The sequence below is a fragment of the Roseomonas sp. BN140053 genome (genome assembly GCF_047690175.1).
Lineage (GTDB): Bacteria > Pseudomonadota > Alphaproteobacteria > Acetobacterales > Acetobacteraceae > Roseomonas.
In genome coordinates this window covers 179,132-205,402 of the sequence record NZ_JBLLEB010000005.1, presented here as the reverse complement: position 1 = coordinate 205,402, position 26,271 = coordinate 179,132, and the positions used below count along the sequence as shown (strand labels likewise).

Below are 26,271 nucleotides of genomic sequence, written 5' to 3'. Positions count from 1 at the left end.
CTCACATGCCCAGGGCCCGGCGGTACAGGTCCAGCAGCGTTTCCATCTCCTCCACATCCGCCGGCTCCTGCTTGCGGATGCGGATGATCTGGCGGATTACCTTGACGTCGAAGCCGGCGCTCTTGGCCTCGCCCATGATGTCCTTGATGTCGTCGCCCAGCGCCTTGCGCTCTTCCTCCAGCCGCTCGACCCGCTCGATGATCGAGCGCAGCCGGTCCGCCGCGATCCCACCGACGTCGCTGTCGGGTTCGTCCTTCGTTTGTTCCGCCGCTTCCGACATGGTGTGCCCTGGTCCCCCTCAGTGCTCGCGTGGGGGCGGGTGATAGCGGCCGGGGGGCGCCGCCTCAATGGGGCGGGTGCCAGCGGACGGGAAGCGCCGCCGCCACCGCCCGGCTGCCGCCCGGGAACCCGGGGGTTGTGGCTCAGGGGTTGGGCGGTCCGGCGCCGGGCATGGCGGCGGCCGGGCCTTCCGCGGCGCGGGCGCTCAGATCCGCCTCGCGCAGCATCTTGTTCAGCATCTCGTCGCCGATGTGGTCGTGTTCGCGCAGTTGCAGCAGGGCGCGGCGCACGGCGTCCTGGCCGCGCTTCGGGTCCGCCTCCCCTTCCGCTGCCCGGGATGTTACGCGGCCGGCGAGTTCCTCCTCGCGCTGCTCCTCCGCCTCGTCGCCCAGCGCGGCGGCTTCCACCGCGGTGCGCAGCGTCAGCCCCTGCACCACCACGGAGGCGAGGATCAGCAAGGCGGCCACCACCAGGGTCAGCCCACGATCTTCCATGGCCGGCGGCGCCGACAGCGCCACGATGACGCCGAGGATGGAGGGCGTGCAGGCCCAGGCCATGACGCCGGCCGCCGTCAGCCGGGTGATCTCGCGGCCCGCTTCCCCTTCCCGCTCGCGCAGCGCCCTGGCCGGCGCGGGCAGGCAGGCCGCGAGGTAGGAAAAGGCGAATTGCAGCGCCAGCACCAGCAGCACCAGGGCCAGCGCCGTGCCCGCGGTGCGCCACAGCGGCCAGCCTTCCGAGATGCCGAGCGCCTCGGGCAGCGCGCGCCCGGCCAACAGGAACAGCACGGCCGAGATCAGCAGGCTCACCTCCTCCCAGAAGGGCGTGGCGGAAAGCCGCGCTTCGGCGGAGGTGCCGGCCGAGCCGGTTTCGGCATCCACCTCGCCGGAGGCGACGGTCAGGGCCGCGGCGATGATGGTGGCGGACAGCGAGAGGTCTAGCCCTTGCGCGACCAGGGCGCAGAGGTAGGGCAGCGCCACCGACACCGCGATCTCCACCGGTGCCGGCCTGGCGTGCCCGCGCAGCCAGCGGCTGGCGCGGCCCATCGCCCATCCCGCCGCCGACCCCGCCACCAGCGCCCAGGCGAAGGACCCGGCAAAGGCGAGCGGCGTCGTGCCCCCCGCCGACACGGACTGGACCAGCACCGCCAGGAAGCCCAGCGAGATCACCCGCGCCACGATCTCGCGCACCTTCAGCGCGTCGGCGATGGCCCGGGGCACGCGGGGCCGGCCCTAGGCCTCGTGGAACAGGCGGGTGTCCACCAGCGCGCCGACGATGCCCAGCAGCAGGGCCGGCGCCCAGTCCAGCCCGGGCAGCAGCCAGCGGGCGGTGACGGCGACGGCGGGAATGGTGACGGCGGCCAGCGCGATGCCGATGCCCACCCCCGTGCCGAGGGTGAAGCGGAACAGGTGCACCGAGACCCGGATCGCAGCGGCATAGATGATCGGCGGCAGGAACAGCGCGATCAGCAGCTGCGGGTCCACCGGCGTTTCCGGCAGCCCGGGCAGGAAGGCCGTAGCGACGCCCGCCGCGACCAGGGCGAGCGGTGCCGGGACGCGCAGCAGCTTCGCCAGGACCAGCAGGGGTCCCACCGCGGCGATGACGAGGGCAGCGAATTGAAGCCCGCTCATGGCACAGGGTTCCCGAGAACAGCGCGTCCAGCTTCGGAGAGCAGCATCTCGCTTCCGGCCCGTAAAAAACCGCCGGGCTGCCCGCGGGCCGCGGCCGGTTCTCCGGCCGACGCGCCCCACCGCCGCCGTTCGGGGCAGCCGGTTTGCCGGGCGGATTTCCGTCCCCGGCCGACGGGCGCCGGGCCTTTCCGGCTTCTCGCCCGGGACGCGGAATGGTTGTATCCGGGACGTGATGCGCCATCCTGGCACCCTCCCGCGGCCCGCTGGAACACCCCTGCCGCGACGCCCGGCGGCATGCCCCGATGCGGGTTGCCGTTCCGCGGGCCGCATCCGGCGGGCGGGGCGGGGCGTATGAACCTCAGCACCCCCGAACCGGGCCGGCCCTCCGCGGAGGGTGCGGCCCGCGGCGGCGAGGCGTCGGCGGGCAGCAGCCTGGCGGCGCTGCTCGACGCCGTGGCCCGGGGGCGCCGGGAGGCCTTGCAGCAGGTGTACCAACGGCAATCCTCGCGGCTGTTCGGGGTGGCCCACGCCATCCTGCGCGACCGCGACGCCGCGGCGGACGCCCTGCATGACGGCTTCCTGCGCATCGCCTCCCGCGCCGGGCAGTTCGACCCGGCACGCGGCACGGCGGAAGTCTGGCTGGGGGCGGTGGTGCGGCACGCGGCGCTGGACCTCGCCCGGCGGCGCGGCCGCGAGATGCCGGTGGACGACCCCTCGCTGGGCGACCAGCCGGTGGCGCCGGAAGCGCTGGACCGGCTGCTGGCCGAAGGCGAGGGCCGCCGCCTGCGCGACTGCCTGGCCGGGCTGGAGGAGCGCAACCGGCAACCGATCCTGCTGGCCTTCCTGCACGGGCTGTCGCACCCCGAGATCGCGGCGCGGCTGGAACTGCCGGTGGGCAGCGTGAAATCCTGGATCCGGCGCGGGCTGCTGCAGCTGCGCGGGTGCCTGACGTGACGCCCGAGGAACGCGAGGTGCTCGCGGGGGAATACGTGCTGGGGGCGCTGGACGCCCGCGCCGCCGCCGCGGTGGAACGCGCCCTGCCCGGCGACCCCGAGCTGCGGGCGGCGGTGGCGCAATGGGAGAACGACCTCGCCCCGTTGCTGGCGGCCATGCCGGCGATGGAGCCGCCGCCGGAACTCTGGGAACGGATCGACGCGTCCCTGCGGCTGGAACAGCTGGCGGCCGGCGTGGCCCGCCGGCGGGCGCCGCGGCTGGGGCTGTGGCGCGGCTGGGCGATCGGCGCCACGGCGGTGGCGGCCGGGCTGGCGGGGGTGCTGCTGCTGCGGCCGCCGCCGGAGCGGCTGATGACCGTGCTGCTGACCCAGCGCGACCAGCCCGCCTGGGTCGTGGAGGCCCAGGGCGACGCGCTGCGGCTGGCGGCGCTGAACCCCCGGCCGGTGGAAGGGGACCGGCAGCTGCAGCTCTGGGCCCTGCCCGCCGGTGCCACGCGGCCGACCTCGCTGGGGCTGATCCCGGCCGATGGGCGCTTCAGCGTGGTGCCCAGCGGCCTGCGGCCGGCGCCGGGGATGCTGATCGAGATTTCGCTGGAACCGCCCGGCGGCTCCCCCACCGGCCTGCCCACCGGGCCGGTGCTGTTTATCGGGCGGCTTTCCGCCGCCGGCAGCAGCTGAGGCCCGGCCGGGACCCTGCGGCGCGGGAAGGATAAAAAAACGCGGCCCGCTGCCTCCATCGGCCCTCGCCGCCGGTAGCGCTCCCGAGGGATCCGAACGGTCCCCGCAACTGCCGGGAGTTCTGCCATGAGCCGCTCGTTCACGCGCCTGCGTTCCGCCTTGCCCGCCGTTCTGGCCGCGGGGGCGATGCTCGCCGCCGGCGGCGCCGGGGCCGCCACGCTCGTGGGGCTGACCGCGGACAACCACCTGGTCCGCATCGACACGGAGAGCCGCCGCGCCGAGGCGCCGGTGGCGGTGCGCGGCGCCGAAGGGCGGCTGCTGGGCATCGACGTGCGGCCCAGCGACGGCAAGCTGTACGGCGTGACCGACAGCAACCAGATCGTCACCCTCGACCCGGGCACCGGCGCGGCCACGGCGGTCAGCCGCCTGTCGATGCCGTTCCAGGCCGGCGGCCGCGCCACGGTGGACTTCAACCCCGTGGCCGACCGGCTGCGGCTGATGGGCCAGGGCGGGATGAACTTCCGCATCAACGTCGCCACCGGCGAGGTCAGCCGCGACGGCGAACTGAAGAACCAGCCCGGCAGCCCGGGCGCCGGCAACGCGCCGCGGGTGGTGGCGGGGGCCTACACCAACAGCGTCGCGGGCACGCAGGCCACCGCGCTGTTCACGGTGGACACGGGGACGCGGCAGCTGAACCTGCAGGCGCCGCCCAATGACGGCGTGCAGCAGCCCAAGGGCGAGATCGCGGCCACGCTGCCGGCGGGGGTGGCCTTCGACATCCTGGCCGACGGCCAGGGCGGCAACGCGGCCTTCCTGCTCGCGGGGGCGGCGCTGCACGGCGTCAACCTGGACACCGGCCGGGCGACGCTGACCGGGCAGGTCACGGGGCTGCCGGCTTCCGAGGTGATCGACATCGCCGCGATGCGGTGACGCGCGTCGCGCGGCGGCGGGGTACCGGGCCGTGGTGGCGGGCCGGCCCCCCCCGCCGCGCAGCGACGAAGGCGCCCGGGCGACTCCGTCCGGCCGCCGCGTCGCTGGGGGCGGCGAACCGCGCTCAGGGGCGGGTCCGGCGCGGCGGGGTGGTCACGCCGCGCCGGCCCGGGCCGCCACCCGGCGCGGTGGCGGCGGTGCGCCCGCCACGGTTCCGTCGCGGCCGCGGTGCAGCAGGTGGGTCATGGCGGCGGTGCCGAGCACGGGCACCAGCAGGTTGAGCAGCGGCACCGCGGCCAGCCCGGCCAGGGCGGCGCCCACGGCCAGCACCTCCGGCCGCCGGCGGCGCCACAGGGCGCGCGAGGCGGCCACGGTCATGCGGCGCTGGGCCACGCCCTCGAAGAAGCCCTGGCCCAGCGACCAGGCGGCCACCGCCCAGAGCAGCACCAGCCCCACCCCCGGCAGCAGGAAGGCCAGGGGCAGCACCAGCAGGGTCAGCAGCAGCACGCGCGCCGCCAAGCCCAGGGCCGCCCAGACCTGCGCCGTCAGCGAGGCGCCGGCGGCCGGCGGCAGGCCGGGGAAGTGCTGCCGTTCCACCGCTTCCGCCACCTCGTCCACGAAGAGGCCGGAGATCGCCAGGGCAACCGGCACGAAGAGCCAGACGGCCGACACCAGCACCAGCGCGCCGCCCAGCGTCGCCGCCAGGGTGGCGAGCCAGCCGGTGCCGCCGGCCAGGGCGCCGACGCCCCAGCCGGCCAGCAGCACCAGCGCGCCGAAGGCGACGATGGCGCCGAGCAGCCCCTTGATCAGCGGCCAGCGGAAGCCGGGCTCGGTGAGCTGTCCCCAGGGCAGGAGCAGGCTGGCGGCGACGGCGCGCATGGGTCGAAACGGTGCTCCGGGTCTGGGGCGGTCAGTGGCCGGGGTTGCCGGCGGCGAAGGCGGCCTTTTGGTCCGCCGTGGCCTCGCGCTGGTGCTGCGCCTGCCACTGCTTGTAGGGCATGCCGTAGACGATCTCGCGCGCGTCCGGGTCGGCCAGGGTGATGCCCTGGTCGGCCGCGGCTTCGCGGTACCAGCGGGACATGCAGTTCCGGCAGAAGCCGGCCAGGTTCATCAGGTCGATGTTCTGCACGTCCGTGCGCTCGCGCAGGTGGGCCACCAGCTTGCGGAAGGCGGCGGCTTCCAGAGCTTCGCGCTGCTGGGGGGACAGGTCGGCGGCGGCGCCGATGTCGAGCCGGGCTTCGGGCTGCGGTGCGGGCATGCGGGTGGGCTCCTTCGCGGGGCGTGTGTCGGGCACCCAGGTGGCCCTCCTGCGGCCCGGCTGCCAGGGTGGCGGATATGGTGGTGGCCGCGGTGGCGGATGCGCCGGCAGGGCTGCGCTGCGGCGGAGGCCGCGTGTTGCATCGCGTTCCCGTTGGGGGAAGCTTGTCCGCCATGAACGACTCCACGGCCCGGTCCATCCTGCGGAAACTGTTCGACGCCGGGCTGCGCGCGGCCGATCCGCGCGCGGTGCTGGCGGCGCAGCTGCCGGAACCGCCGCGGGGCGGCCGGGTGCTGGTGCTGGGGGCGGGCAAGGCCAGCGCGCTGATGGCGGCCGCGCTGGAGGATGCCTGGCCGGAGGTGCCGCTGTCCGGGCTGGTGGTCACGCGCTACGGCCACGCCGTGCCGACCCGGCGGATCGAGGTGGTGGAGGCCAGCCATCCCGTGCCCGACGCAGCCGGCGAGGCGGCGGCGCGGCGGATGCTGGCGCTGACCGCGGACCTGCGGGCGGAGGACCTGGTGGTGTTCCTGGTGTCCGGCGGCGGCTCGGCGCTGCTGGCGCTGCCGGCGCCGGGGCTGTGCCTCGCGGACAAGCAGGCGGTGAACCGGGCGCTGCTCGCGTCGGGCGCCACGATCGGGCAGATGAACACGGTGCGGAAGCACCTGTCGGGGATCAAGGGCGGCCGGCTGGCCGCGGCCTGCGCCCCGGCCCGGGTGGTGACGCTGGCGATCTCCGACGTGCCGGGGGATGACCCAGCGGTGATCGCCTCCGGCCCCACCGTGGCCGACCCCACCACCTTTGCCGAGGCGCGCGCCATCCTGCGCGGGCGGGAAGCGGCGGTGCCACCGGCGGTGCTGGCGCATCTGGAGGCCGCCGCGGACGAGACCCCCGCCCCGGGAGACCCGCGCCTGGCGCGGTGCGAGTTCCGCATGATCGCGACCCCGATGCTGGCCTTGCGGGCGGTGGCGCGGGCGGCGGAAGCGGAAGGGCTCTGCCCGGTTATCCTGGGCGACGCGATCGAGGGCGAGGCGCGCGAGGTCGGCACCGCCCTGGCTGGCATCGCCCGGTCCAGCGCGGCGCACGGGCTGCCGGCCGTGCCGCCCTGCGTGATCCTGTCGGGCGGGGAAACCACGGTGACGCTGCGGCACCCCTCGCCCGGGCGCGGCGGCCGCAACACGGAAGCGTTGCTGGGCTTCACCCTGGCCACCGCGGGACGCGGCGGCACCTGGGCGCTGATGGCGGACACGGACGGCATCGACGGGGCGGAGGAAGCGGCCGGCGCGATCAGCACCCCCGACACGCTGGCGCGGGCCGCCGCGCTGGGGCTGGACCCGCGGGCGGCGCTGGATTGCCACGACGCGGCCGGGCTGTTCGGGGCGCTGGACGATCTGGTGGTGACCGGCCCGACCCTGACCAACGTCAACGACCTGCGCCTCATCCTGGTGACGTGAGCGGCGGCGGCCCTGGTGCCGCGGCCGATCCGGCGCATCTGCGGGGGCATGGACCCGACCCGCCGCACCGTTCTCCTGGGCGCCGCCGCGCCCACCCTGTCCAGCATGGGGGCACTGTCGCAGCCCGCCGGCGGGCCGCCCGTGCCGGCCCGGCCGGCGCCCACGCGCCCGGCCCTCGGCCCCGGCGGCTTTCCGGCGGGCTTCAGCTGGGGCGTTTCGGCCAGCGCGCCGCAGACGGAGAGCGCGAAGGGGCGCGGGCGATCCAACTGGGACGACTTCGCCGCGCAGCCCGGGCGCATCGCCGACGGTTCCGACCCTTCGGTCAACACCCGTTTCGAGGACCGCTACGAGGAGGATATCGGCCTGCTGGCCGATGCCGGGCTGGGGGTCTTCTGCTTTTCCGTGTCCTGGCCGCGGCTGGTGCCGGGCGGCTCCGGCCCGCCGGACCCGGCCGGGCTGGACCTGTACGACCGCATGGTGGACGCCATGCTGGCGCGCGGCGTGCAGCCCTGGCCGCTGATGCAGCACTGGGACGTGCCCTCCCCGTTGCCGGGGGCCTGGCTGAACCGCGACATCGCCCCCCGTTTCGCCGAGCACGCGGCGGCGGTGGCCCAGCGCCTGGGCGACCGGGTGCGGAACTTCGTGGTGTTCAACGAGCCCGCGACCGTGGCCTTTATCGGCCACTCGATCGGCATCCACCCGCCGGGGCTGCGCACGGCGGAGGCCTATGTCACCGCCATGCACCACCAGAACCTGGCGCAGGGGCTGGGTTTCCAGGCGATGCGGGCGGTGCTGCCGTCCTCCGCGCGGCTAGGCACCACGCTGAATATCCAGCCCGTGCGGCCCGCCACCGACAGCGACGCGGACCGCGAATCCGCGGCCGTGCTGCACGATGCCTGGAACCTGGCCTTCCTGGACCCGCTCTTCGGCCGCCCCTACCCGGCGCGCTTCGAGCGGCATCTCGCGCCGCTGCTGCGCGCCGGCGACCTGGAGGTGATCGCGGCGCGGCCGGATTTCCTAGGGCAGAACTTCTACCAAGTGCTGCACGCCGCGCCGGCGCCGGACACCGGGCTGGGCCATGCCTTCGGTCGGCCGCGGCCGGGGCTGGAACTGACCGACATGGGCTGGTCCATCACCCCCGACGGGTTGGGGGAATCGCTGCGGCTGTTCCGCGACACCTACGGCAACCCCGACGTGGTGATCACCGAGATGGGCGCATCCTTCCGCGACCCGCCGGGGGCGGACACCGCGGCGGTGGTGGAGGACCCGCGGCGCATCGCCTGGCTGCGGGCGCATCTGGAGGCCACCAAGCAAGCTATTGCCGAGGGCTGCAACGTGTCCGGCGCCCTGGCCTGGACGCTGACCGACAACTGGGAATGGGCGGAAGGCTTCGGCCCCACCTTCGGGCTGGTGCGGGTGGACCGCGCCACGCTGCGGCGGACGCCGCGCCGCAGCCTGGAATGGCTCGGCCGCTGCGCCCGGGCCAACGCGGTGGTGTAGCGCGCCGGCTGCCGACCCGCTGGGAATAGGAAGCCGGGGGGAGGCATCTCCCCGGACCCTCTTCTATTTCCGGGAATTTCCAGGAGCGCCCCTGGCCCGTGGCGCTCCTCTACTCACGAAAGAAGGAGGGGGTCCGGGGGAGTTCACTCCCCCGGCCTTGCTCCGGGTCCGGCAGCACCGCGCAGTGTCACGCGCCCGCGCCTTGGCACCCCGGCCGCCCTGTGGGATGGAGGCGGCCACCGCGCCGCAGCATCGGCGCCGAGGGAGTGTTCGCGAGTGCCGCAGAGGATCCCGTTGCGCCGCCGCCGCCGCACCAAGGTCATCGCGACGCTCGGGCCGAGCAGCTCCTCGCCGGAGGTGATCGAGCGGCTGTTCCGCGCCGGCGCCGACGTGTTCCGGCTGAACTTCTCGCACGGCAACCACGAGACGCACGCGGCCAACATCGCCACCATCCGGGCGCTGGAGAAGAAGACCGGCCGGCCGATCGGCATCCTGGCGGACGTGCAGGGGCCCAAGCTGCGCGTCGGCCAGTTCGGCGGCGGCCGGGTGCAGCTGCAGACCGGGCAGAGCTTCCGCCTCGACCTCAGCCCGGTGCCAGGCGATGCGCGCCGCGTGCGGCTGCCGCACCCCGAGATCATCCAGGCAGCGCAGATCGGCACCACCCTGCTGCTGGACGACGGCAAGCTGCGGCTGCGCGTGACCCGCGCCCGCGAGGACCACCTGGAAACCGAGGTGGTGGTGGGCGGCGCGCTGAGCGACCGCAAGGGCGTCAACGTCCCCGATGTGGTGCTGCCGATCCCGGCGCTGACGGCCAAGGACCGCGCCGACCTGGATTTCGTGCTGGAGCAGGGCGTCGAATACATCGGCCTGAGCTTCGTGCAGCGGCCCGAGGACGTGGCCGAGGCCAAGGAGATTGCCCGCGGCCGCGCCTGGATCATGGCCAAGCTGGAAAAACCGCAGGCGGTGGAGAACCTCGACGCCATTCTGGCGCTGACGGATTGCGTGATGGTGGCGCGCGGCGACCTGGGCGTGGAATGCCCGGCCGAGGACGTGCCGCTGATCCAGAAGCGCATCGTCCGCGCCGCCCGCGCGCACGGGCTGCCGGTGGTGGTGGCGACGCAGATGCTGGAAAGCATGATCTCCGCCCCCTCCCCCACCCGGGCCGAAGCCTCGGACGTGGCGACGGCGGTGTTCGACGGGGCGGACGCGGTGATGCTGAGCGCCGAAACGGCGGCCGGCAGCTTTCCCTTCGAGGCGGTCAACATGATGGACCGCATCCTTTTCCGAGTGGAGCAGGACCCGGGCTGGCGGGCGCTGACCGATGCCGCGCGTCCCGATCCGGAGGCCACGGCCTCGGGCGCCATCGCCGCCGCCGCGCGGCAGGTGGCGCACACCATCGGGGCGGAGGCGATCGCGACCTTCACCTCCACCGGCTCCACCACCCTGCGCGTGGCGCGGGAACGGCCCTCGGCGCCGATCCTCGGCCTGACCTCGGAGATCGACACCTGCCGCCGCATGGCGGTGGTGTGGGGCGTGCACCCGCTGATCACCGCCGTGCCGCATTCCATGACCGACATGGTCAGCCGCGCCACCCGCGCCGCGCAGTCCGAAGGCTTCGCCAAGCTGGGCGACGAGGTCGTGGTCACCGCCGGTGTCCCATTCGGCTCGCCCGGCACCACCAATGCGCTGCGCGTCGCCATCGTCGGCGGCCCCGCCGGCACCAAGGAAGCCTGAGATGTCCCGATCCACCCTGCGCGCCGGCCTGCTGGGCGTGGCGCTCTTCGCCGGCGGCCTCCTCGCCACCGCGGCGCCCGCCGCGGCGCAGCGGGCGGGCGTCTACGACGTCACCGGCACCACCCCGGACGGCCAGTCCTATGCCGGCATCCTCGGGCTGCGGCAGGTCGGGCTGGCCTCCTGGCAGGTGCGCTGGCAGATCGGCGACGCGCCCTATGAGGGCTTCGGCATGTCCTCGGGCACCACGCTGGCGATCGGCTTCTCCATGGGGCAGTCGCCGGCGGTGGCGATCTACACGGTGCAGCCCGATGGCAGCATGACCGGGCAATGGACGCTGATCGGCAGCAGCGAGATCGGCACCGAGACGCTGATCCCGCGCACCGACGGCCCGGCCGCCCCGGCCCGTCCCGCGGCACCCGGCCAGGTGGCGCCCGCGCCGGGAACGGCGGCCCCGGCGGCGCCCGCCCCGGCGGCACCCGCTCCGGCGGCACCCGCTCCGGCGGCACCCGCTCCGGCGGCACCCGCGGCCCGTGCACCCGCGCCGGCCGCCCCGGCAACCCCGCCGGCCCAGCCCGCGCGTCCGGCACGCTGAACCCGGCCGGGGCCGGGTCAGTGGCGGCCCCGGCGCCCACGGGCCGGGCCGCGGCGGATTCCTGCCCACCGCCGGGGCTGGCACGGCACGCGGCCGGGACGGTTTACGCGGCAGCCAGCCCGCGCAGCCGGCCGGCATAGGCCGTCGCGGCCGCGGCGATGGCTTCCGACGTGGCGGCCCTGGCGCCGAAGAACAGGAACGGCTCCTGCCAGGCCAGGCCGCAGCGATGCGCCGTGGCCTGGAGGGGGCGCAGCAGCTCGGGCAGCGGGAACAGGTTCGCGCCGGTGGCGGTATAGGCCTCCGGCCGGTTGCCGGCGGTGGCGGCTACGAGGACGGGGCGGCCGGCGATGCGGGCGCCTTCGGTCTGCGGGTTGATGTAGAACATCCGGGTCAGCACCGCGTCCTGCCAGGCCTTGAGCAGCGGCGGCGTGGCGTACCACTGCACCGGGAATTGCAGCACGAGCCGGCGGGCGGCGAGCAACCGGGCCACCTCGGCCTCCGTGTCGATCCGGCCGGCCGGATACAGGGCGTCCAGATGTGCCACCGCGACCCCGGGCAGGGCAGCGGCGGCTTCTGCCAGAGCCTTGTTGGCGCGGGATGCGGCGAAGTCCGGGTGGCACAGCAGGATCAGGGTGTCGGTCATGGGTCGCTCCTCGGCGTTGTTCGCCGAAGCTGAGGATGCGGGCCCTATGGGTCCAACGGATCATCCGTATGGCCTAACATCGGCCGCATGAATGACATGCGCGGGATCGACCTCAACCTGCTGGTGGTGCTGGGCGCGCTGTTGGAGGAGGTGCATGTCACCAGGGCAGCGCGCCGGCTGGGCTTGTCGCAGCCCGCCACCTCCAACGCGCTGGACCGTCTGCGGCATCTGTTCGACGACCCGTTGCTGCGGCGCGCCGGGGGCCGGCTGCAGCTGACGCCCAAGGCCGAGGCGCTGCGGCAGCCGTTGGCGGCGGCACTGGGAGCGGTGCGTGGGGTGCTGGAACTGCCCGCGCCCTCCGTGGCAACGGCGCGGCAGGTGGTGCGGCTGCTGCTGGCGGATGCGCCGGCGGCGGTGCTGCTGGCAGAGTTGCAGGCCCGGTTGGCGGCCACCGCGCCGGGGGTGACGCCCGCGCTGCTGCCCTGGGCCGGCGCCGCGGACGCCCTGGCGCGGCTGCTGCGGGGCGAGGTGGACCTCGTGGCCTCGGTGCTGCCGGCGCTGGAACCGCCGCTGCGCGGGCGCCCGCTGCTGGAGGAGCGCTACCTCGTGGCCATGCGGGACGGCCATCCGGCGGCGGACGGCTTCGACCTGGAGCGCTGGCTGCGCTTCCCGCACGTCGTGGTGTCCGGCCACGGGGCGACGGAAACGCCGTTGGACGCCGTGTTGGCGGCGCGCGGCCTGTCGCGCCGGGTGGCCGTGGTGGTGCCGAGCTTCCTGCTGGTGCCGCCGCTGCTGACGCGGTCGGACCTGCTCGCGACCCTGCCCTCGCGCTGCATCCCGGCCGGCGCGGGGCTGGCGCTGCGGCCGCCACCCCTGCCGGTGGAGGGCTTCCGGCTGGACCTGGCCTGGCACGAGCGGGGCGCGGGGGATGCGGTGGTGATGCACGTGGCCGGACTGATTGGCGATGCACTGGCAGAGGGGTGAAGGGCGGCGGTTCGCGCGCGGGATGAGAGGAGGTTTCGCGCCGGCGTGGTGGCCGCGATAGGCTGCGGCATCCGCGGGGGTGGCGACGCCGGGACGCGGGTGGGTGGAAGGGAGCCGGCATGGTGCAGGCAGCGGGAAGCGCGTTCCGCGACGGCGAAGGCCTGCCCGAACTCGTGCCCATTCCCGCCGGGCGGTTCCGCATGGGCTCGCCGGACGAGGAACCCGGGCACGAGGACAACGAGTACCCGCTGCGCGAGGTGTGCATCGCCCGGCCTTTCGCGCTGGGCCGCTTTCCCGTGACCTTCGCGGAATGGGACCGCTTCGCCGCCGCCACCGGCGCGCCGCGGCCGCCCGACCAGGGCTGGGGGCGCGGCGACCGGCCGGTGGTCAACCTGTCCTGGGACGACGCGCAGGGTTTCGCGGCCTGGCTGCGGGCGGAAACCGGACGCGCCTACCGGCTGCCCAGCGAGGCGGAATGGGAATACGCGGCCCGCGCCGGAACGGAAACGCCCTGGCACTGGGGCGAAACCGTGGGGCCGGGCGACGCCAATTGCCTGGTGGACGGTTCCGCCTGGGGCGGGCGCGGCACCACGCCGGTGGGGCAGTTCCCGCCCAACGGCTTCGGATTGCACGACATGCTCGGCAATGTCTGGGAATGGGTCGAGGACTGCTGGAACGAGTTCTTCCTCGGCGCCCCCTGCGACGGCACGGCCTGGACCCGCGGCGATTGCGGGCGGCGGGTGCTGCGCGGCGGGTCCTGGCAGGACGTACCGCGGCAGATCCGCGCCGCCGCGCGCAACCGCAACGGCGCGGGGTTCCGCTGCAACGATTACGGCTTGCGGATCGCCCGCGACTTGTGAGGCGCCGCGGCCTCGGCCTCTAGCAGGGCGCGCTTGCGCTCCACCCCCCAGCGATAGCCGGTGAGCGAGCCGTCCTTGCCCACCACGCGGTGGCAGGGCACCGCCAGCGACACCGGGTTGCGGGCGCAGGCGCGGGCCACGGCGCGGGTGGCGCGGGGATCGCCGAGTTCCGCGGCCAGGCCGCCATAGGTGCGGGTTTCGCCCAGCGGGATGGCGCGCAGGGCTTCCCAGACCCGGCGCTGGAAGGCGGTGCCGCGCAGGTCCAGCGGCAGGTTCAGGGCCGCGTGCGGCTCGGCCACGAAGCGAACGGCGTCGCGCAGCGCCCCGGCCAGGGCCTCGCCGGCCGGTTCGATGCGGGCCTGGGGAAAGCGGGCGCGCAGGTCGCCTTCCAGCGCGTCGGGGGTTTCGCCGAAGCCCAGGAAGCAGATGCCCAGCTCGGTGGCACCCACCAGCAGGGGGCCCATGGCGCTCTCGGCCAGGGCGATGCGGATCACCTCCCCCGCCCCGCCGCGCCGGGCGGCGCCGGGGGTCATGCCCAGCGCGCGGCCGGGCTGTTCGTAGACGCGGCTCTCGCTGCCGAAGCCGGCTTCGGCCACGGCATCGGCCACGCGGGCACCGCTGCCCAGGGCGGCCTGCAGGCGGCGGGCGCGCACCCCTTCGGCAAAGGAGCGCGGGGTGAGGCCGGTGGTGTCGCGGAACAGCCGCAGGAAGTGGTGGCGGGCATAGCCGGCGCGGGCCGCCAGGGCGGCGAGCGAGGGGATGGTGTCGGATGCCTCGATCAGCGCGCAGGCGGCGCGCACGGCCTCGGCATGCAGGGCGGCGCGCTCGCCGCGCGGGTCGCAGCGGCGGCACGGGCGGAAGCCGGCGGCCTCGGCCTCGGCGATGCCGGGAAAGAAGCGGGCGTTGCGGCGCAGCGGCGGGCGGGAGGGGCAGCCGAAGCGGCAATACACGCCCTGGGTGGCCACGGCGTAGAGCGCGTCGTCCCGGACTTCGCGTCGCAGCAGGGCGGCCCAGAGGGCGTCCTCCCCGGCTTCCGGCGGCGGGTTCGCGGGCCGCAGGTCGGGCGGCTGGCTCACGGGCGGCGCGTCGGGCGGGGGCGCGGCGGGCGGCGGGGCCGGATCGCGGCGGGACAGGCTGGGGGCGAGGGCGTCGGGCATGCCGCTGCCTCCCACGCCGGGCTGCAACGGCGCCATCCGGCCGTTGCGCCGGTGCGCACGGCCGGCTCCGCTCAGGTGTTGTCGCCCAGGGCACGGCGGCGGAGGTCACGCAGCCGCGCCTCGCCGCCGGCCAGCTTGGGATGCAGGCGCAGCGCCGCTTCCAGGCTGCGCAGCGCGCCCGAAAGGTCGCCGCTGCCATCCTGGATCGAGCTCAGGGCCAACAGCGCGCCGAAGTGCCGCGGCTCCAGCCGCAGTGCTTCCTGCAGGTCGCGGACCCCGGCACGGGGGTCGCCGGCGGCGGCCTGGGCCTGGGCGCGCAGCACCCAGGAATCCGCGTGGTTGGGCTGCAGGGTGATGGCGGCGTCCAGGTCCTCCACCGCATCGGCGGCCTGGCGGGCTTCCATGTTGCGTCCGGCGCGGCGGAGCAGCAGCACCACGGCCGGGCTGGCGCCCTGGGCCCAGAGCGCACGGATGCGGGTTTCGAGCGGCGCGGCGGCGGCCGTGTCGGGCGCGCGGGCGAGCTGGTCCAGCAGCCGGTCCAGCTCGGCGCGGCGGGGGTCGGGGGCGGGGTTGCCGGGCGGGCGGGTGCCGGGCGGCGCGGGCTGGGCCGGGGTTGCGCCCGGGGCGGTCGGCGGGCGGGACGGCTGTGCCGCGGCCGGGATGGCGGGAAGCAGGGCGGCCAGCAGCGCCAGCAGGGGGACGCCTGCCGGGCGGCGCTGCCGCAGCGACACGGTGGGGGACGCGCTCCCCGGCCCCGGGTTCGGCGCCGCTGGGGTCACGCCGCGGCCTGCTTGCGGCGCACGGTGCCGATGGCCGCGGGCTCCGGCCCGCCGGCCATCCAGTCCAGCAGCTCCACCGTGTGCACGGTGGGCATGGCGTCGCCCGCCAGTTGGGTGAGGCAGCCGATATTGCCGGACGCGATCAGGTCCGCCCGGGTGCGGCCCAGGTTGCCCAGCTTGCGTTCCCGCAGCTTGCTCGCGATCTCCGGCTGCAACAGGTTGTAGGTGCCCGCGGAGCCGCAGCAGAGATGCGCCTCGGCCGGTTCGCGCACGGTGAAGCCGGCGCGCTTGAGCAGGTCCTTGGGCACGGCGGTGATGCGTTGCCCGTGCTGCAGGGAACAGGCGGCGTGGTAGGCGACGGTGAGATCCGGCACCGGGCGGGAGGGCGCGTATCCGAAGCGCGTGAGCACCTCCGACACGTCGGCCGCCAGCGCGGCAACGGCGGCGGCACCGGTTCGCCAGGGCTCCGGCTCCTCGCGGAACATGTGGCCGTAGTCCTTGACGGTGGTGCCGCAGCCGGAGGTGTTCACCACGATCGCGTCCAGCCCTTCCCCGCCGATCTCGGCCGACCAGGCGGCGATGTTGGCGCGGGCTTGCGCCATGGCGGTATCGTGGTGGCCCATGTGGTGGTTCAGGGCGCCGCAGCAGCCCTGTTCGCGCGTCACCACCACCTCGATCCCCATGCGGCAGAGCAGGCGGATGGTGGCCTCGTTGATGGAGGGCGAGAGCACCTGCTGCGCGCAGCCCGTCAGCAGCGCCACCCGGCCGCGGCGTTCGCCCTGCGCGGGATGCACCTGCGGCGCCTGCATGGCCGAGCGCGCGGGAAGTTTTGCGGGGGCAAGGTCCAGCATGGCGCGCAGGCGGCGGGCGTTGAGGGAGGCCCCGGGGATCAACCCGCGCAGCGGGCGGGTGAGGCGCGCGCCCAGCAGGCCCAGGCGCAGGCGGGTTGGGCTGGGCAGCATCCAGCCCAGCGCCCGGCGCAGCAGGCGCTCGGGCAACGGGCGGGTGTAGGTGTTCTCGATGTAGTGGCGGGCGTGGTCCACCAGGTGCATGTAGTTCACGCCCGAGGGGCAGGTGGTCATGCAGCTCAGGCAGCTCAGGCAGCGGTCGACGTGCTTCACCACCTCGGCGGTGGCGGGGCGGCCGCTCTCCAGCATGTCCTTGATCAGGTAGATGCGGCCGCGCGGGCTGTCCAACTCGTCGCCCAGCAGCACGAAGGTCGGGCAAGTGGCCGTGCAGAAGCCGCAATGCACGCAGGATCGCAGGATGGTGTTGGACTCTCGGGTGTCGGGGTCCTGCAGCTGCTGCGGGGAAAAAGTGGTCTGCATCGGCGCAGTCTAGAGCAGATCGCCAGGACCGGTATCCTGCCTGCGAGCGGGAATCTGCTGCGACCCGACCGCGGCGCCACGGTTCTTCCCGCCCGCCCCTGCCTCGGAGGCGGGCCGGCCAGCGGCCGCGTCACGCCGCGCCTTGCCGGGGGCGGCAGCCGGGCCGGCGGGATGCGGCGGGTTCCGGCCGGGATCAGGGCGTTCAGCGCCCTGCCCAGATTCGCCCGGGATTGAGGATGCCTGCCGGGTCCAGGGCTGCCTTGACCCGCCGGCTGATCGCCAGCAGCGGGGGCGGCTCGGCCGGCACCACCTCCACCGCGGCGCGCAGCGTTTCGGGCGCGCGGAACAGGGTGTGGGTGCCCTGGGCGGCCTGGGCGGCGGCGACCACCTGCCCGTGCGCTTCCGCCGTGGGGGGGCCGGCGGCCCAGACCAGCCCACCGCCCCAATCCAGCAGCAGCCGCGCCCCGAAGGCCTCGCGCAGGGCCCTGGCGATCTTGGGTCCGGCGGAAGGACGTACCGACACGCGCCACACCGCGTCCTCCGGCGCGGCGCGCAGCAGTTCCGCATCGCGCAGGGCGCGCCACAGCTCGCGCGACGCGTTGCCGCCTATCTGCGACACCGGGCCGAAGCTGCCCAGCGCCTCGTGCAGCCGGGCGGCGCGGTAGGAGACGGATTCGGCGAAATCCTCCAGGCGCAGCAGGGCCGCTGGGCCCTCCAGCCCGTGCGCGCCGGCTCCCTCCGGCAGCACCGCCGCGCCGGACACGCCGAAAGGGCTGCCCAGGCCGGCGGACAGTGCCGCCACGCCGCGGGCAAGGTCGGGCACCCGCACGGCCAGGGTCGCGGTGGCTTCGGGCACCGGCAGCACCTTGACGGTGATCTCCGTCAGCACGCCCAGGGTGCCGTGGGCGCCCGACAGCAGCTTGCACAGGTCCAGCCCGGTGACGTTCTTCAGCACCCGCCCGCCGGAGCGCAGCACCTCCCCTTCCCCATTCACGAAGCGGATGCCCAGCACGTGGTCGCGGGTGGCGCCGCCGGTGATGCGGCGCGGGCCGGACAGGTTGGCCGCCACCGTGCCGCCCAGCGTGGCACCGGCCTCTCCGCCGAAGAGCGGGCGGGGATCGGGCGGTTCGGCGATCAGCATCTGGCCACGTTCGGCGAGCGTGGCCTCGATCTCGGCGATCGGGGTGCCGGCGCGGGCGGACAGCACCAGCTCCTGCGGCTTGTACAGGGTGATGCCGGTGAGCTCCCGCAGGCTGAGGGTGCGGGCGGCCTGCACCGGGCGCAGCAGGGCGTGCTTGCTGCCGGCACCCTGCACCAGCAGCGGCTCGCGCGCTGCGAAGGCGGCAGCCACGGCAGCGGCGACGCCGGCCTCATCGGAGGGCGCGGCGTCGGTCGCGACGGCGATGCTCATTCCGCCGCGACGCGCAGCTCGGGCAGCGGGAAAACCTTGGACGGGTTCAGCAGCCAGTCCGGGTCGAAGGCCGACTTGATCAGGCGCTGCTGGTCCAGCTCCCGGGGGGTGAACTGCACCGTCATCAGGTCGCGCTTTTCCACGCCGACGCCGTGCTCGCCGGTCAGGCAGCCGCCGACCTCGACGCAGAGCTTGAGGATGTCGGCACCGAACTTCTCCGCCGCGTGGAAGGAGGCGGGGTCGTTGGCGTCGAACATGATGAGGGGGTGCAGGTTGCCGTCGCCGGCGTGGAACACGTTGGCCACCTTCAAGCCGCAGGCCTCCGACATCTCACCGATGCGACGCAGGACATGGGGCAGCTCGCCGGTGGGGATGGTGCCGTCCATGCACAGGTAGTCCGGGCTGATGCGGCCCACCGCGCCGAAGGCGCCCTTGCGGCCCTTCCAGATCGCCACGGATTCTTCCAGCGTCGAAGCGACGCGCAGCGAGATCGGGTCGAAGCGTTCGCAGGTTTCGCGGATGCGGCCGAGCAGCCGGTCCTGTTCCTCGGCGCTGCCCTCGACCTCGATGATCAGCATGGCCTCGGCGTCCAGCGGGTAGCCGGCATGGGCGAAAGCCTCGCAGGCATGGATGCAGGGCCGGTCCATGAATTCCAGCGCCACGGGGATCACGCCGGAGCCGATGATGGCGTCCACCGCCTGGCCCGCTACCTCGGCCGAGCGGAAGGCGGCCAGCATGGCGCGCGCGCCTTCCGGGCCGCGCAGGATGCGGACGGTGACTTCCGTGACGATGCCGAGCTGGCCTTCGGAGCCGGTGATCAGCCCCAGCCAGTCGTAGCCCGCGGCGTCCAGGTGCTCGCCGCCGATGCGGATCACCTCGCCCTCAACGGTCACGAAGGTAACGCCGAGCAGGTTATTGGCGGTGACGCCGTATTTCAGGCAATGCGCGCCGCCGGAGTTCATCATGACGTTGCCGCCGATCATGCAGGCGAGCTGCGAGGACGGGTCGGGGGCGTAGAAGAACCCTTCCCCCTGCACGGCACCGGTGATGCCGAGGTTGGTGACGCCGGCCTCCACCACCGCCAGCCGGTCGTCGAAGTCGATTTCCAGCACGCGGTTCATCCGCATCAGCCCGATCACCACCGAATCCGCCAGCGGCAGGGCGCCGCCGCTGAGGCTGGTTCCCGCCCCGCGCGGCACCACGCGGATGCCGTGGGCGTGGCAGTAGCGCAGCACGGCGGCGACCTGTTCCGTGGTTTCGGGCAGCACCACGGCGAGCGGCGGCTGGCGATAGGCAGTCAGCCCGTCCGTCTCGTAGGGCTTGAGGCGCAGCGGTTCGCCGATCACGCCGCCGCTGAGGCCGTTGCCCGGCACCAGCGCGGCCAGGGCGGCGAGAATCTCCTCGCGCCGGGCCAGCACCTCGGGCTTGGGTTCGGGCTGACGGATCATGGGCGCGGCTTCCCGGTGGCTGGGCTGCAGAAGATGGGCGGCGGGGCGGCAGCGGGCAAGCGCAGGGTCGATGGCGGGGCGACTGCGGAACTTCTTCGTTGCGTTTTCGGCACGTTTTCGGGCCATCGTGCCGGCGCCTGTGCGAGGGTCCGCACCGCTGGCCGACCGGTATCCGCGGTTGCCCGGCGCCGTCCCGCTCCGCGCCACGCCGCGGGGAGCAAGCGGCAGCGCCGCCACCACCTCGGGGACGCCGGGCCAGCGCCGTTGCGGAGGACCGTGCCCGATGTTCACCCGTTCGCTGCTGCTGGCCGTCACCCTGGTCTGCGGCCCGCCCTGCCTGCCCGCCGAAGCAGCCGCGCCGAGGCCGGAGGTGGTGACCTTGCGGCTACCCGGTGCCGACGGCACCGTGACACCGGTGTCCGGGCTGCTGAGCCCGCCGGCCGAGAGCACCGCGGCGTCCGCCCCCTGGCCGGTGGTGGTGATGCTGCATGACGGGCTGGGAATGGACGCCCGGCTGTCGCTGCTGGCGGAGCGCTTCCAGGTGGAAGGCTGGGCGACGCTGGAACTGGACCTCGTCCCGGCATCGGAGGACGGGGTCGCCCCGCCCGGTCCCGATCCGCTGGGCCCCTACGCCGATGGCCGGGCACTGGCGGGCAGCCTGGCGGAGGTGCTGTCGCTGCTGGTGACGGACCACCGCATCGACCCGGAACAGGTGGCGGCCCTGGGTTTCGGGCTGGGCGGCCGCGCCGCGTTGCTGGCGGGGTCGGAGGAGGTCGCGTCGCTCTCGCTGGGGGCCTACGGTGTCCGCTTCGCCGCCCATGCCGCGCTGTATCCGGGCTGCGACGCTCTGCTGGCCGAGGATTTCGCGGAACCCGTGCCCTGGAGCGCGGCGCCGGTGGCAATCCTGAACGCGGCGGAGGACGGGCGCGACCCGGCCGGCGCCTGCGCGACGTTGCGCCAGGCGCTGGTCCATGCCGGGCGCGCGCCGGCGCTGTGGCAGGACTATGCCGGCACGACCTATGGCTGGGACCTGGGGGCGACCTCGGGCGAGGCGAGCCTGCGCCTGCCGCGCGCGGACGGCCCGCCGCTGGCCGTGCGGAGTGATCCCTGGATCGCCTCGGACGCCACGGCGCGAGTCGTACATTTCCTGGGCACCGCGCTGCGCCGGGCGCCGGGGTTGCCGGCGGGATCGCAGGAAGCGCTGCGCTGACACGGAAAAACGGGCAGCCGAACCGGCGCGCTGCCCCTGCGGGCCGCGTTCCGGGAATCGGTGCCCGCGCGGGGGCCGGGCCGCAGCCCGGCTGCCCGAATCAGCCCTGGCGGGCCTTCATCCGGGGGTTCTTCTTGTTCAGCACGTAGAGGCGGCCGCGGCGGCGCACCACCACACAGTTCTTGTCGCGGAGCTTGGCGGTCTTCAGGCTGTTGCGGATTTTCATGGCCAACTGCTTGTTCGGGAAAGGTCGCGGGGCTTTACCGGCGGGGGGTGGGGGCGTCAACCGTTCCGGGTCGGCCGTCAGGACCTGCCCGCCCCGGGCAGGTGGTTCGGGTCGAGAATCTCGGTTGGCCAGAAGGGGCAGTCCGCCGGGAGGGAAGCGGCTGCCGGACCGAGCGCCGCGCGTGCCCGCGGCAGGGCTAGGGCGTAGGCCTCGGCCACCACCTCATGCAGCACGGCGTCCAGGACGGGATGGTCGCGCAGGCAGCGCGCGGCTTCCCGCCGGTCACTCCGCAGCGCCAGCCGCCACGCGTCGCACCGACCGGCGGGCTGCAGCTGCCACCGTAACAGGGTGACGATCACGGACTGCAACAGGCCGCTCAGGTCATGCCACTCGTCGCTGCCGGCCCCCGGGATGCGGCGGGCCGTGCCCGGTTCCGTGGCAACGGCCGGCATCATGGCCCGCAAGGCCTCCTTCAGCCAGGCATTGAACGCGGCCTCGCTGCCGCCCTCGGTGCCCAAGGCCGACCCTCCCCGGGGCTCGCTGCTCCGCCCTCAGGCGCTCTGGCGCATCTGCTGCTCCGGCCCTGGCAGCTCCACCGTGATGGCCAGGGCGGACAGGTCGGAGCCGCGCTCCAGGTCCACCTTCACCTTCTCGGGATTGATGGCGACGTGCTTGGCGACCAGCTCCACGATCTCGCGCTGCAGCTTGGGGAGGAAGTCCTCCCCGGTGCGGGAAATCCGCTCGTGCGAGATGATGACCTGCAGCCGCTCCTTGGCGGCCGAGGCAGTCTTAGGCTCCGCCTTTCGGTTGGCCCGGAAGATGTCGATCCAGCCCATCACGCAGCCCTCCCGCCGAAGAGGCGCGACAGGATGCCCTTCTTCTCGGCGCCGAGGAAGCGCATCGGCCGCTCTTCGCCCAGGAAGCGGGCCACGGCGTCCTTGTAGGCCTGGCCGGCGGTGCTCTCGGCGTCCAGGATCACGGGGTTGCCGGTGTTGGAGGCCTTGAGGACGCTCTCGCTCTCGGGGATCACGCCCATCAGGGGGATGCGCAGGATCTCCTGGATGTCCTCCAGCTTCAGCATCTCGCCGCGCTCCACCCGGGCCGCGTCGTAGCGGGTGACCAGGAGGTGCTCCTTGATCGGCTCCTTCCTCTCCTCGGCGCGCTTGGACTTGGATTGCAGCACGCCCAGGATGCGGTCGCTGTCGCGCACAGAGGAGACTTCGGGGTTGGTCACCACGATGGCCTGGTCGGCGAAGTAGAGCGCCAGCAGCGCCCCCTTCTCGATGCCGGCGGGGCTGTCGCACAGGATGTAGTCGAACTCCTTGCTCAGCTCCTCGATCACCTTGCCCACGCCTTCCTGGGTCAGCGCGTCCTTGTCCCGAGTCTGCGAGGCCGGGAGGATGGAGAGCGTTTCCACCCGCTTGTCGCGGATCAGCGCCTGGTTCAGCCGCGCCTCGCCGGTGATGACGTTGACGATATCGAACACCACCCGCCGCTCGACCCCCATGATGAGGTCGAGGTTGCGCAGGCCGACGTCGAAGTCGATCACCGCCACCTTGCGCCCGGTCTGCGCCAGCCCGGTGGCAAAGGCGGCGGAGGACGTGGTCTTGCCCACCCCGCCCTTGCCGGAAGTCACCACGATCACCTGCGCCATAGCGCCCCGCCCCTTTTCCGAAATTGCCCGCTCAGCCCAACCGGTCGAAGCGCATCGTCTCACCCACCAGGCGCGCCTGCACGGCCTTGCCGATCGGCGCCTCACCCAATCCGTCGCGCACGGCGTAGAAGCCGGCGATGGACACCAGCTCCGGGTCGAAGCTCATGGCGAAGACCCGCGCTTCCGTGTCCTCCGCCCCGCCGGCGATGGCGCGGCCCTTGAGCGCGCCCCAGACATGCACGTTGCCGTCCGCGATCACCTCGCCACCAGCGTTCACCGTGCCGGTGACCACGAGGTCGCAGCCTTCGGCCCAGATGCGCTGCCCGCCGCGCACGGAGCCTTCCACGACCATGGTGCGCCGGGCCAGCGGGGCGACGGGCGCTTCCGCCGCGACGGGGGGCGCGGGCGGGGCCGCGCTGGGGGCGGGCATGGCCGGGCCCTCGGCCGCGTCGCCGCCCACGCTGCGCAGTGGCGGCAGCCCGGCCGACAGCGCCGCGGCGCGCAGCCCGGGCGAGCCGCCGGTGGTGCCGATGGGCGAGATGGCGACGGCGCGCAGTTCCCGCACCAGCGTGGCGAAGTCCAGCTGGGCGTCGGGTTCCAGGTCGTCCAGGCCGATGGCGATGGGCGCGTTGCGCAGGAAGCCGGGCGCACGGCGGAACTGGTCGGCGATGGCGGGAACGATGGCCTCCACGCGGCCGTCCAGCAGGCGCAGCACCAGCAGGCTGAAATTGGCGGCCCGCAGCCGGAACGGCTCGGCACGCGGCGCGACATGGGCGGACATCCCGACCGAAACCCCCTGGGAGCAATTCCCCTCGGGACGCAGACTACACGCGGCGGGGGTGGCGACAAAAGCCACCTCACGCGGCCGGGAGCCTATCATGAGCGTGAGAACACCCGTTCCCCTCCGTTCGGAGTACCGCTATTTCCTGCGGATTCCGACGCGGTGGGGCGACAACGACGCCTACGGGCACGTCAACAACGTGCAGTATTATTCCTGGTTCGACACGGTCGTGTCGCGCTTCCTGCTGGACACGGGCGAGATCGACCTGCGTTCCTCGCCCCTGATCGGGGTGGTGGTGGAAACCCTGTGCCGGCACCACGCGCCGGTGTCGTTTCCCGACGAGGTGGATGCCGGGCTGCGGGTGGGGCGGATCGGCAGCAGTTCGGTTCGTTTCGAGATCGGCATCTTTCGGCAGGGCGAGGAGGCGGCCGCTGCGTCCGGCCACTTCATCCACGTCTACGTGGACCGCGCCACGCAGCGGGTGCCGCAGCCGATCCCGGACTCCTTCCGGGCGAAGCTCGCGCCGCTGCTGGTGGCCGAGGGCGGCTGAGCGCGCCCCTGCTTCCACCGCTTTCGGGGTAGGCGCTGCGCGGGTGGGCTGGCACATGGCCGGGATGGCCGCCGGGCGATGTCGCCGGGGCGGCCCGGCCGGGAGAACGCGATGCGGGGCGCTGCCGCCGCCTTCCTGAACGCGATGTGGCGGCGCACGCCGCGCAATCCCGGGGCGGACCTGTCGCGCCTGCCGGTGGGGCTGGACTTCAACGGCATCCGCGTGGCCGAGGGCGTCCGGGCGGCGCTGGCCTGCGCCGTGGTGATCCTGTTCAACGAGTGGCTGCAATGGCCCTCGCTGAACCAGATGGCGCTGGCGGCCTATTTCACCTGCCTGTGCGACATCGGCGGGCCGATCCGCACGCGGCTGCCGGCGCTGCTCTCCTTTACCCTGCTGGGGGCGCTGGTCTGGGCGGGCTTCGGGTTGCTGCGCGGGATGGCCGGGCTGCCCGCCGTGGTGCCGCTGGCCTGCCTGGGCATCGTGCTGTGCTCCTTTGCCCGGGTCTGGGGCGCGGCTGCCACGGCGGTGGGCAACATCCTGGCCATCGTGCTGATCCTGGCGCTGGACGTCCCGCTCCGCCCGGCGGAAGCGCTGGAGATCGGCGGCACCTTCGTGGCGGGCGGCTTGTGGGCGACGCTGCTGGCGCTGGTGATCTGGCGCCTGCACCCGTATCGGCCCGCCCGCGCCGCGGTGGCCGAGATCTGGCGCCGCATGGCCGGGCTGGTGACCGACCTGCGCGACCTGCTGGCGCGAAGCGACGTCGGCCCTGCGGAATGGGAAGCCCATGCACGCGCGCATCGCCGCGCCGTGCGCGAGGAGATCGAGTTCGCCCGCACCCTGGTGATGGACCTGGTCAGCCTGCGCGGGCGGCTGTCGCTGCGCGGGTCGCAGGCGCTGCTGCGGCTGGAAGCGGCGGACCAGCTCTTCGGCACGCTAATCGCGCTGTCCGAGCTGCTGGAGAACGCCGAGCCCCCTGCCCGGCGACAGGCGGCCGCGGCGCTGCTGCGGCGGCTGCGCCCTACCCTGACCGTGCTGTCGCACGCCACCCTGACCGACCAGGTGCTGGCGCCGGAGCGGATGGAGCGCAGCGTGCGGGAACTGGTGGAATCCTGCCGCGACGACCCGGCGCTGTTTCGCCTGGCCGAGGCCATCGCCGACCGGCTGCGCATCGTGGCCAAGCTGAGCACCCCCGGCGGCTATGCCCCCGGCGGCCCCCTGCCCGGTGATGCCGGGCAGCCCTGGCAGCAGCGCCTCCTGGGGCCGCTGCGCGCTAACCTGTCCTGGAACTCGGCGATGCTGCGGCACGCGCTGCGCACCGGCGCGGTGGCAGCCCCGGCCCTGGCGGCGACGCTGATCTGGGAAAACCCGTTCGGGCACTGGCTGACCATCACCGCCGTGCTGACGCTGCAGCCCTTCTACGCCGCCACCTGGCAGCGGGCGCTGGAGCGGGTGGGCGGCACGGTGCTGGGCGGGCTGGCGGGGGCACTGCTGGCGCTGGCGGCGCCGACGCCGGTGCTGCTGGCGGGGCTGCTGTTTCCGCTCTGCGCCCTGGCCTTCGCGGCGCGGCAGGTCAGCTTCTCCGTCTGGATCGCCGGGGTGACGCCCGTGGTGGTGGTGCTGACGGAGCTGTCGCATCCCGGCCTGTCCTCCTGGGAGATCGCGGAACAGCGCACCGTGTTCACCCTGGCCGGCGGCGCGGTGGCGGTGCTGGGCTGGCTGCTGCTCTGGCCGAGCTGGGAGCCGGACCGGCTGCGCGGGGAGCTGCGCGCCGCACTCCTGGCGCATGGGCGCTACGCCCGGGCGGTGCTGGCCGGCCTCGCCGGCGAGGCCGCGGCCGCGGAGGCCACCGAAGCGGCGCGGCGCGAGGCCGGCATGGCCACCAACAACCTGGAAGCCTCGCTGTCCCGCGCCCTGCAGGAGCCCGGCCAGGGCCGGCGGGCGGAGGTGGAGGCGGCGATGGTGGTGGATGCCGGGCTGCGCCGCATCGCCGGGCGGCTGTCCGCCCTGGGCCACGACGCGCCGGCCCGCACGGCGCTGGACCCGGCGGGCTGGCGGCGCTGGGCGGATTGGGCGGCGGGGGCCCTCGCGGGGCTGGCCGGCGGGGCTGGCGGGCCGGTGGCCCGGCCGGAGGACGCGCCGGCGGAGCCGCTGGCGCGGATCGCCCGGCAGATCGAGATGCTGGAAGCGCCGCTGCGCCGGGTGGGCTGAGGTGCTCCCCCGGGTGCGGTCCGGGGCGG

At 74.4% G+C, this 26,271-nt stretch carries 26 protein-coding genes and 1 pseudogene; 12 read left to right on the top strand and 15 right to left on the bottom strand.

The genetic code is table 11. From position 1 onward, the window contains the following. Nucleotide 1 precedes the first annotated feature (1 nt). A complete protein-coding gene (locus ACLIBK_RS07720) occupies nt 2-280 on the bottom strand; it encodes a DUF2312 domain-containing protein (protein WP_415386656.1) in 279 nt (92 codons plus the stop codon). Nucleotides 281-422: 142 nt separating this feature from the next. Beyond that, nucleotides 423-1,907: pseudogene (locus ACLIBK_RS07715) on the bottom strand (cation:proton antiporter). Between the two features lie 351 nt (nt 1,908-2,258). Here ACLIBK_RS07715 and ACLIBK_RS07710 point away from each other — a divergent pair. The 3 genes from ACLIBK_RS07710 (at nt 2,259) to ACLIBK_RS07700 (ending at nt 4,468) form a co-directional block, all read left to right on the top strand. Next, the gene (locus ACLIBK_RS07710) at nt 2,259-2,861 is read left to right on the top strand and encodes a sigma-70 family RNA polymerase sigma factor (RefSeq protein ID WP_415386655.1); all 603 of its coding nucleotides are present in this window, start codon (nt 2,259-2,261) and stop codon (nt 2,859-2,861) included. After that, nucleotides 2,858-3,538 (top strand): anti-sigma factor domain-containing protein, encoded by a 681-nt coding sequence (locus tag ACLIBK_RS07705; RefSeq protein WP_415386654.1) that lies wholly within the window; start codon nt 2,858-2,860, stop codon nt 3,536-3,538. Before ACLIBK_RS07710 ends, ACLIBK_RS07705 begins: the two co-directional genes overlap by 4 nt. A gap of 126 nt (nt 3,539-3,664) precedes the next feature. Next, on the top strand, nt 3,665-4,468 hold the full coding sequence (locus ACLIBK_RS07700) for a DUF4394 domain-containing protein (RefSeq protein WP_415386653.1): 804 nt from the start codon (nt 3,665-3,667) through the stop codon (nt 4,466-4,468). 153 nt (nt 4,469-4,621) lie between these two features. Here ACLIBK_RS07700 and ACLIBK_RS07695 read toward each other — a convergent pair whose 3' ends face one another. Together ACLIBK_RS07695 and ACLIBK_RS07690 are read right to left on the bottom strand one after the other, a co-directional pair. Continuing rightward, a complete protein-coding gene (locus tag ACLIBK_RS07695) occupies nt 4,622-5,347 on the bottom strand; it encodes an EI24 domain-containing protein (protein WP_415386652.1) in 726 nt (241 codons plus the stop codon). 31 nt (nt 5,348-5,378) lie between these two features. Then, nucleotides 5,379-5,675: a DUF1244 domain-containing protein gene (locus tag ACLIBK_RS07690; RefSeq protein WP_415386719.1), complete on the bottom strand. Its 297-nt coding sequence runs from the start codon at nt 5,673-5,675 to the stop codon at nt 5,379-5,381. 224 nt (nt 5,676-5,899) lie between these two features. On the opposite strand from ACLIBK_RS07690, the gene ACLIBK_RS07685 reads away from it, so the two are divergent. The 4 genes from ACLIBK_RS07685 (at nt 5,900) to ACLIBK_RS07670 (ending at nt 11,003) form a co-directional block, all read left to right on the top strand. Next, the gene (locus ACLIBK_RS07685) at nt 5,900-7,177 is read left to right on the top strand and encodes a glycerate kinase type-2 family protein (RefSeq protein ID WP_415386651.1); all 1,278 of its coding nucleotides are present in this window, start codon (nt 5,900-5,902) and stop codon (nt 7,175-7,177) included. 48 nt (nt 7,178-7,225) lie between these two features. Continuing rightward, nucleotides 7,226-8,677: a glycoside hydrolase family 1 protein gene (locus ACLIBK_RS07680; RefSeq protein ID WP_415386650.1), complete on the top strand. Its 1,452-nt coding sequence runs from the start codon at nt 7,226-7,228 to the stop codon at nt 8,675-8,677. Nucleotides 8,678-8,953: 276 nt separating this feature from the next. Then, complete coding sequence (gene pyk / locus ACLIBK_RS07675) at nt 8,954-10,411, top strand: pyruvate kinase (protein ID WP_415386649.1); 1,458 nt, start codon at nt 8,954-8,956, stop codon at nt 10,409-10,411. A gap of 1 nt (nt 10,412) precedes the next feature. Beyond that, on the top strand, nt 10,413-11,003 hold the full coding sequence (locus tag ACLIBK_RS07670) for a hypothetical protein (protein WP_415386648.1): 591 nt from the start codon (nt 10,413-10,415) through the stop codon (nt 11,001-11,003). A gap of 103 nt (nt 11,004-11,106) precedes the next feature. Here the strand turns inward: ACLIBK_RS07670 and ACLIBK_RS07665 are convergent, their stop codons facing one another. Further along, complete coding sequence (locus ACLIBK_RS07665; protein WP_415386647.1) at nt 11,107-11,646, bottom strand: NAD(P)H-dependent oxidoreductase; 540 nt, start codon at nt 11,644-11,646, stop codon at nt 11,107-11,109. An 87-nt stretch (nt 11,647-11,733) separates the two neighbouring features. Between ACLIBK_RS07665 and ACLIBK_RS07660 the strand changes: the two genes are divergently transcribed. Beyond that, the gene (locus tag ACLIBK_RS07660) at nt 11,734-12,630 is read left to right on the top strand and encodes a LysR substrate-binding domain-containing protein (protein WP_415386646.1); all 897 of its coding nucleotides are present in this window, start codon (nt 11,734-11,736) and stop codon (nt 12,628-12,630) included. A 119-nt stretch (nt 12,631-12,749) separates the two neighbouring features. Further along, nucleotides 12,750-13,490, top strand: a complete 741-nt coding sequence (locus ACLIBK_RS07655) for a formylglycine-generating enzyme family protein (protein ID WP_415386645.1) — start codon at nt 12,750-12,752, stop codon at nt 13,488-13,490. Here the strand turns inward: ACLIBK_RS07655 and ACLIBK_RS07650 are convergent. The 5 genes from ACLIBK_RS07650 to ACLIBK_RS07630 form a co-directional block, all read right to left on the bottom strand. Further along, entirely contained in the window at nt 13,460-14,647 is a 1,188-nt protein-coding gene (locus ACLIBK_RS07650; protein ID WP_415386644.1) for a methylated-DNA--[protein]-cysteine S-methyltransferase, read from the bottom strand. The genes ACLIBK_RS07655 and ACLIBK_RS07650 overlap by 31 nt on opposite strands. 71 nt (nt 14,648-14,718) lie before the next feature. After that, nucleotides 14,719-15,378 carry a hypothetical protein gene (locus tag ACLIBK_RS07645; RefSeq protein ID WP_415386643.1) on the bottom strand — a complete coding sequence of 220 codons (660 nt, stop codon included), beginning with the start codon at nt 15,376-15,378 and terminating at the stop codon, nt 14,719-14,721. A gap of 44 nt (nt 15,379-15,422) precedes the next feature. Next, complete coding sequence (gene glcF / locus ACLIBK_RS07640; RefSeq protein WP_415386642.1) at nt 15,423-16,754, bottom strand: glycolate oxidase subunit GlcF; 1,332 nt, start codon at nt 16,752-16,754, stop codon at nt 15,423-15,425. Between the two features lie 202 nt (nt 16,755-16,956). Next, a complete protein-coding gene (gene glcE, locus ACLIBK_RS07635) occupies nt 16,957-18,165 on the bottom strand; it encodes a glycolate oxidase subunit GlcE (protein ID WP_415386641.1) in 1,209 nt (402 codons plus the stop codon). Beyond that, nucleotides 18,162-19,613, bottom strand: a complete 1,452-nt coding sequence (locus tag ACLIBK_RS07630) for an FAD-linked oxidase C-terminal domain-containing protein (RefSeq protein ID WP_415386640.1) — start codon at nt 19,611-19,613, stop codon at nt 18,162-18,164. The genes glcE and ACLIBK_RS07630 overlap by 4 nt, the downstream gene beginning before the upstream one ends. A gap of 283 nt (nt 19,614-19,896) precedes the next feature. Between ACLIBK_RS07630 and ACLIBK_RS07625 the strand changes: the two genes are divergently transcribed. Further along, nucleotides 19,897-20,823, top strand: a complete 927-nt coding sequence (locus tag ACLIBK_RS07625; RefSeq protein ID WP_415386639.1) for a dienelactone hydrolase family protein — start codon at nt 19,897-19,899, stop codon at nt 20,821-20,823. 100 nt (nt 20,824-20,923) lie between these two features. Here the strand turns inward: ACLIBK_RS07625 and ykgO are convergent, their stop codons facing one another. The 5 genes from ykgO to minC form a co-directional block, all read right to left on the bottom strand. Next, nucleotides 20,924-21,049 (bottom strand): type B 50S ribosomal protein L36, encoded by a 126-nt coding sequence (gene ykgO / locus ACLIBK_RS07620; RefSeq protein ID WP_415386638.1) that lies wholly within the window; start codon nt 21,047-21,049, stop codon nt 20,924-20,926. 77 nt (nt 21,050-21,126) lie between these two features. Continuing rightward, nucleotides 21,127-21,504: a DUF29 family protein gene (locus tag ACLIBK_RS07615; RefSeq protein WP_415386637.1), complete on the bottom strand. Its 378-nt coding sequence runs from the start codon at nt 21,502-21,504 to the stop codon at nt 21,127-21,129. A gap of 96 nt (nt 21,505-21,600) precedes the next feature. Beyond that, complete coding sequence (minE, locus tag ACLIBK_RS07610) at nt 21,601-21,885, bottom strand: cell division topological specificity factor MinE (protein WP_415386636.1); 285 nt, start codon at nt 21,883-21,885, stop codon at nt 21,601-21,603. Continuing rightward, nucleotides 21,885-22,703 (bottom strand): septum site-determining protein MinD, encoded by an 819-nt coding sequence (gene minD / locus ACLIBK_RS07605; protein WP_415386635.1) that lies wholly within the window; start codon nt 22,701-22,703, stop codon nt 21,885-21,887. The genes minE and minD overlap by 1 nt, the downstream gene beginning before the upstream one ends. Nucleotides 22,704-22,734: 31 nt before the next feature. Beyond that, nucleotides 22,735-23,484, bottom strand: coding sequence for a septum site-determining protein MinC (minC, locus tag ACLIBK_RS07600; RefSeq protein WP_415386634.1), 750 nt, complete (start codon nt 23,482-23,484; stop codon nt 22,735-22,737). Between the two features lie 97 nt (nt 23,485-23,581). Here minC and ACLIBK_RS07595 point away from each other — a divergent pair, with 97 nt between their 5' ends. Together ACLIBK_RS07595 and ACLIBK_RS07590 are read left to right on the top strand one after the other, a co-directional pair. After that, the gene (locus ACLIBK_RS07595; protein WP_415386633.1) at nt 23,582-24,034 is read left to right on the top strand and encodes an acyl-CoA thioesterase; all 453 of its coding nucleotides are present in this window, start codon (nt 23,582-23,584) and stop codon (nt 24,032-24,034) included. Nucleotides 24,035-24,145: 111 nt separating this feature from the next. Next, nucleotides 24,146-26,242, top strand: coding sequence for an FUSC family protein (locus ACLIBK_RS07590; protein WP_415386632.1), 2,097 nt, complete (start codon nt 24,146-24,148; stop codon nt 26,240-26,242). Nucleotides 26,243-26,271 lie beyond the last annotated feature (29 nt).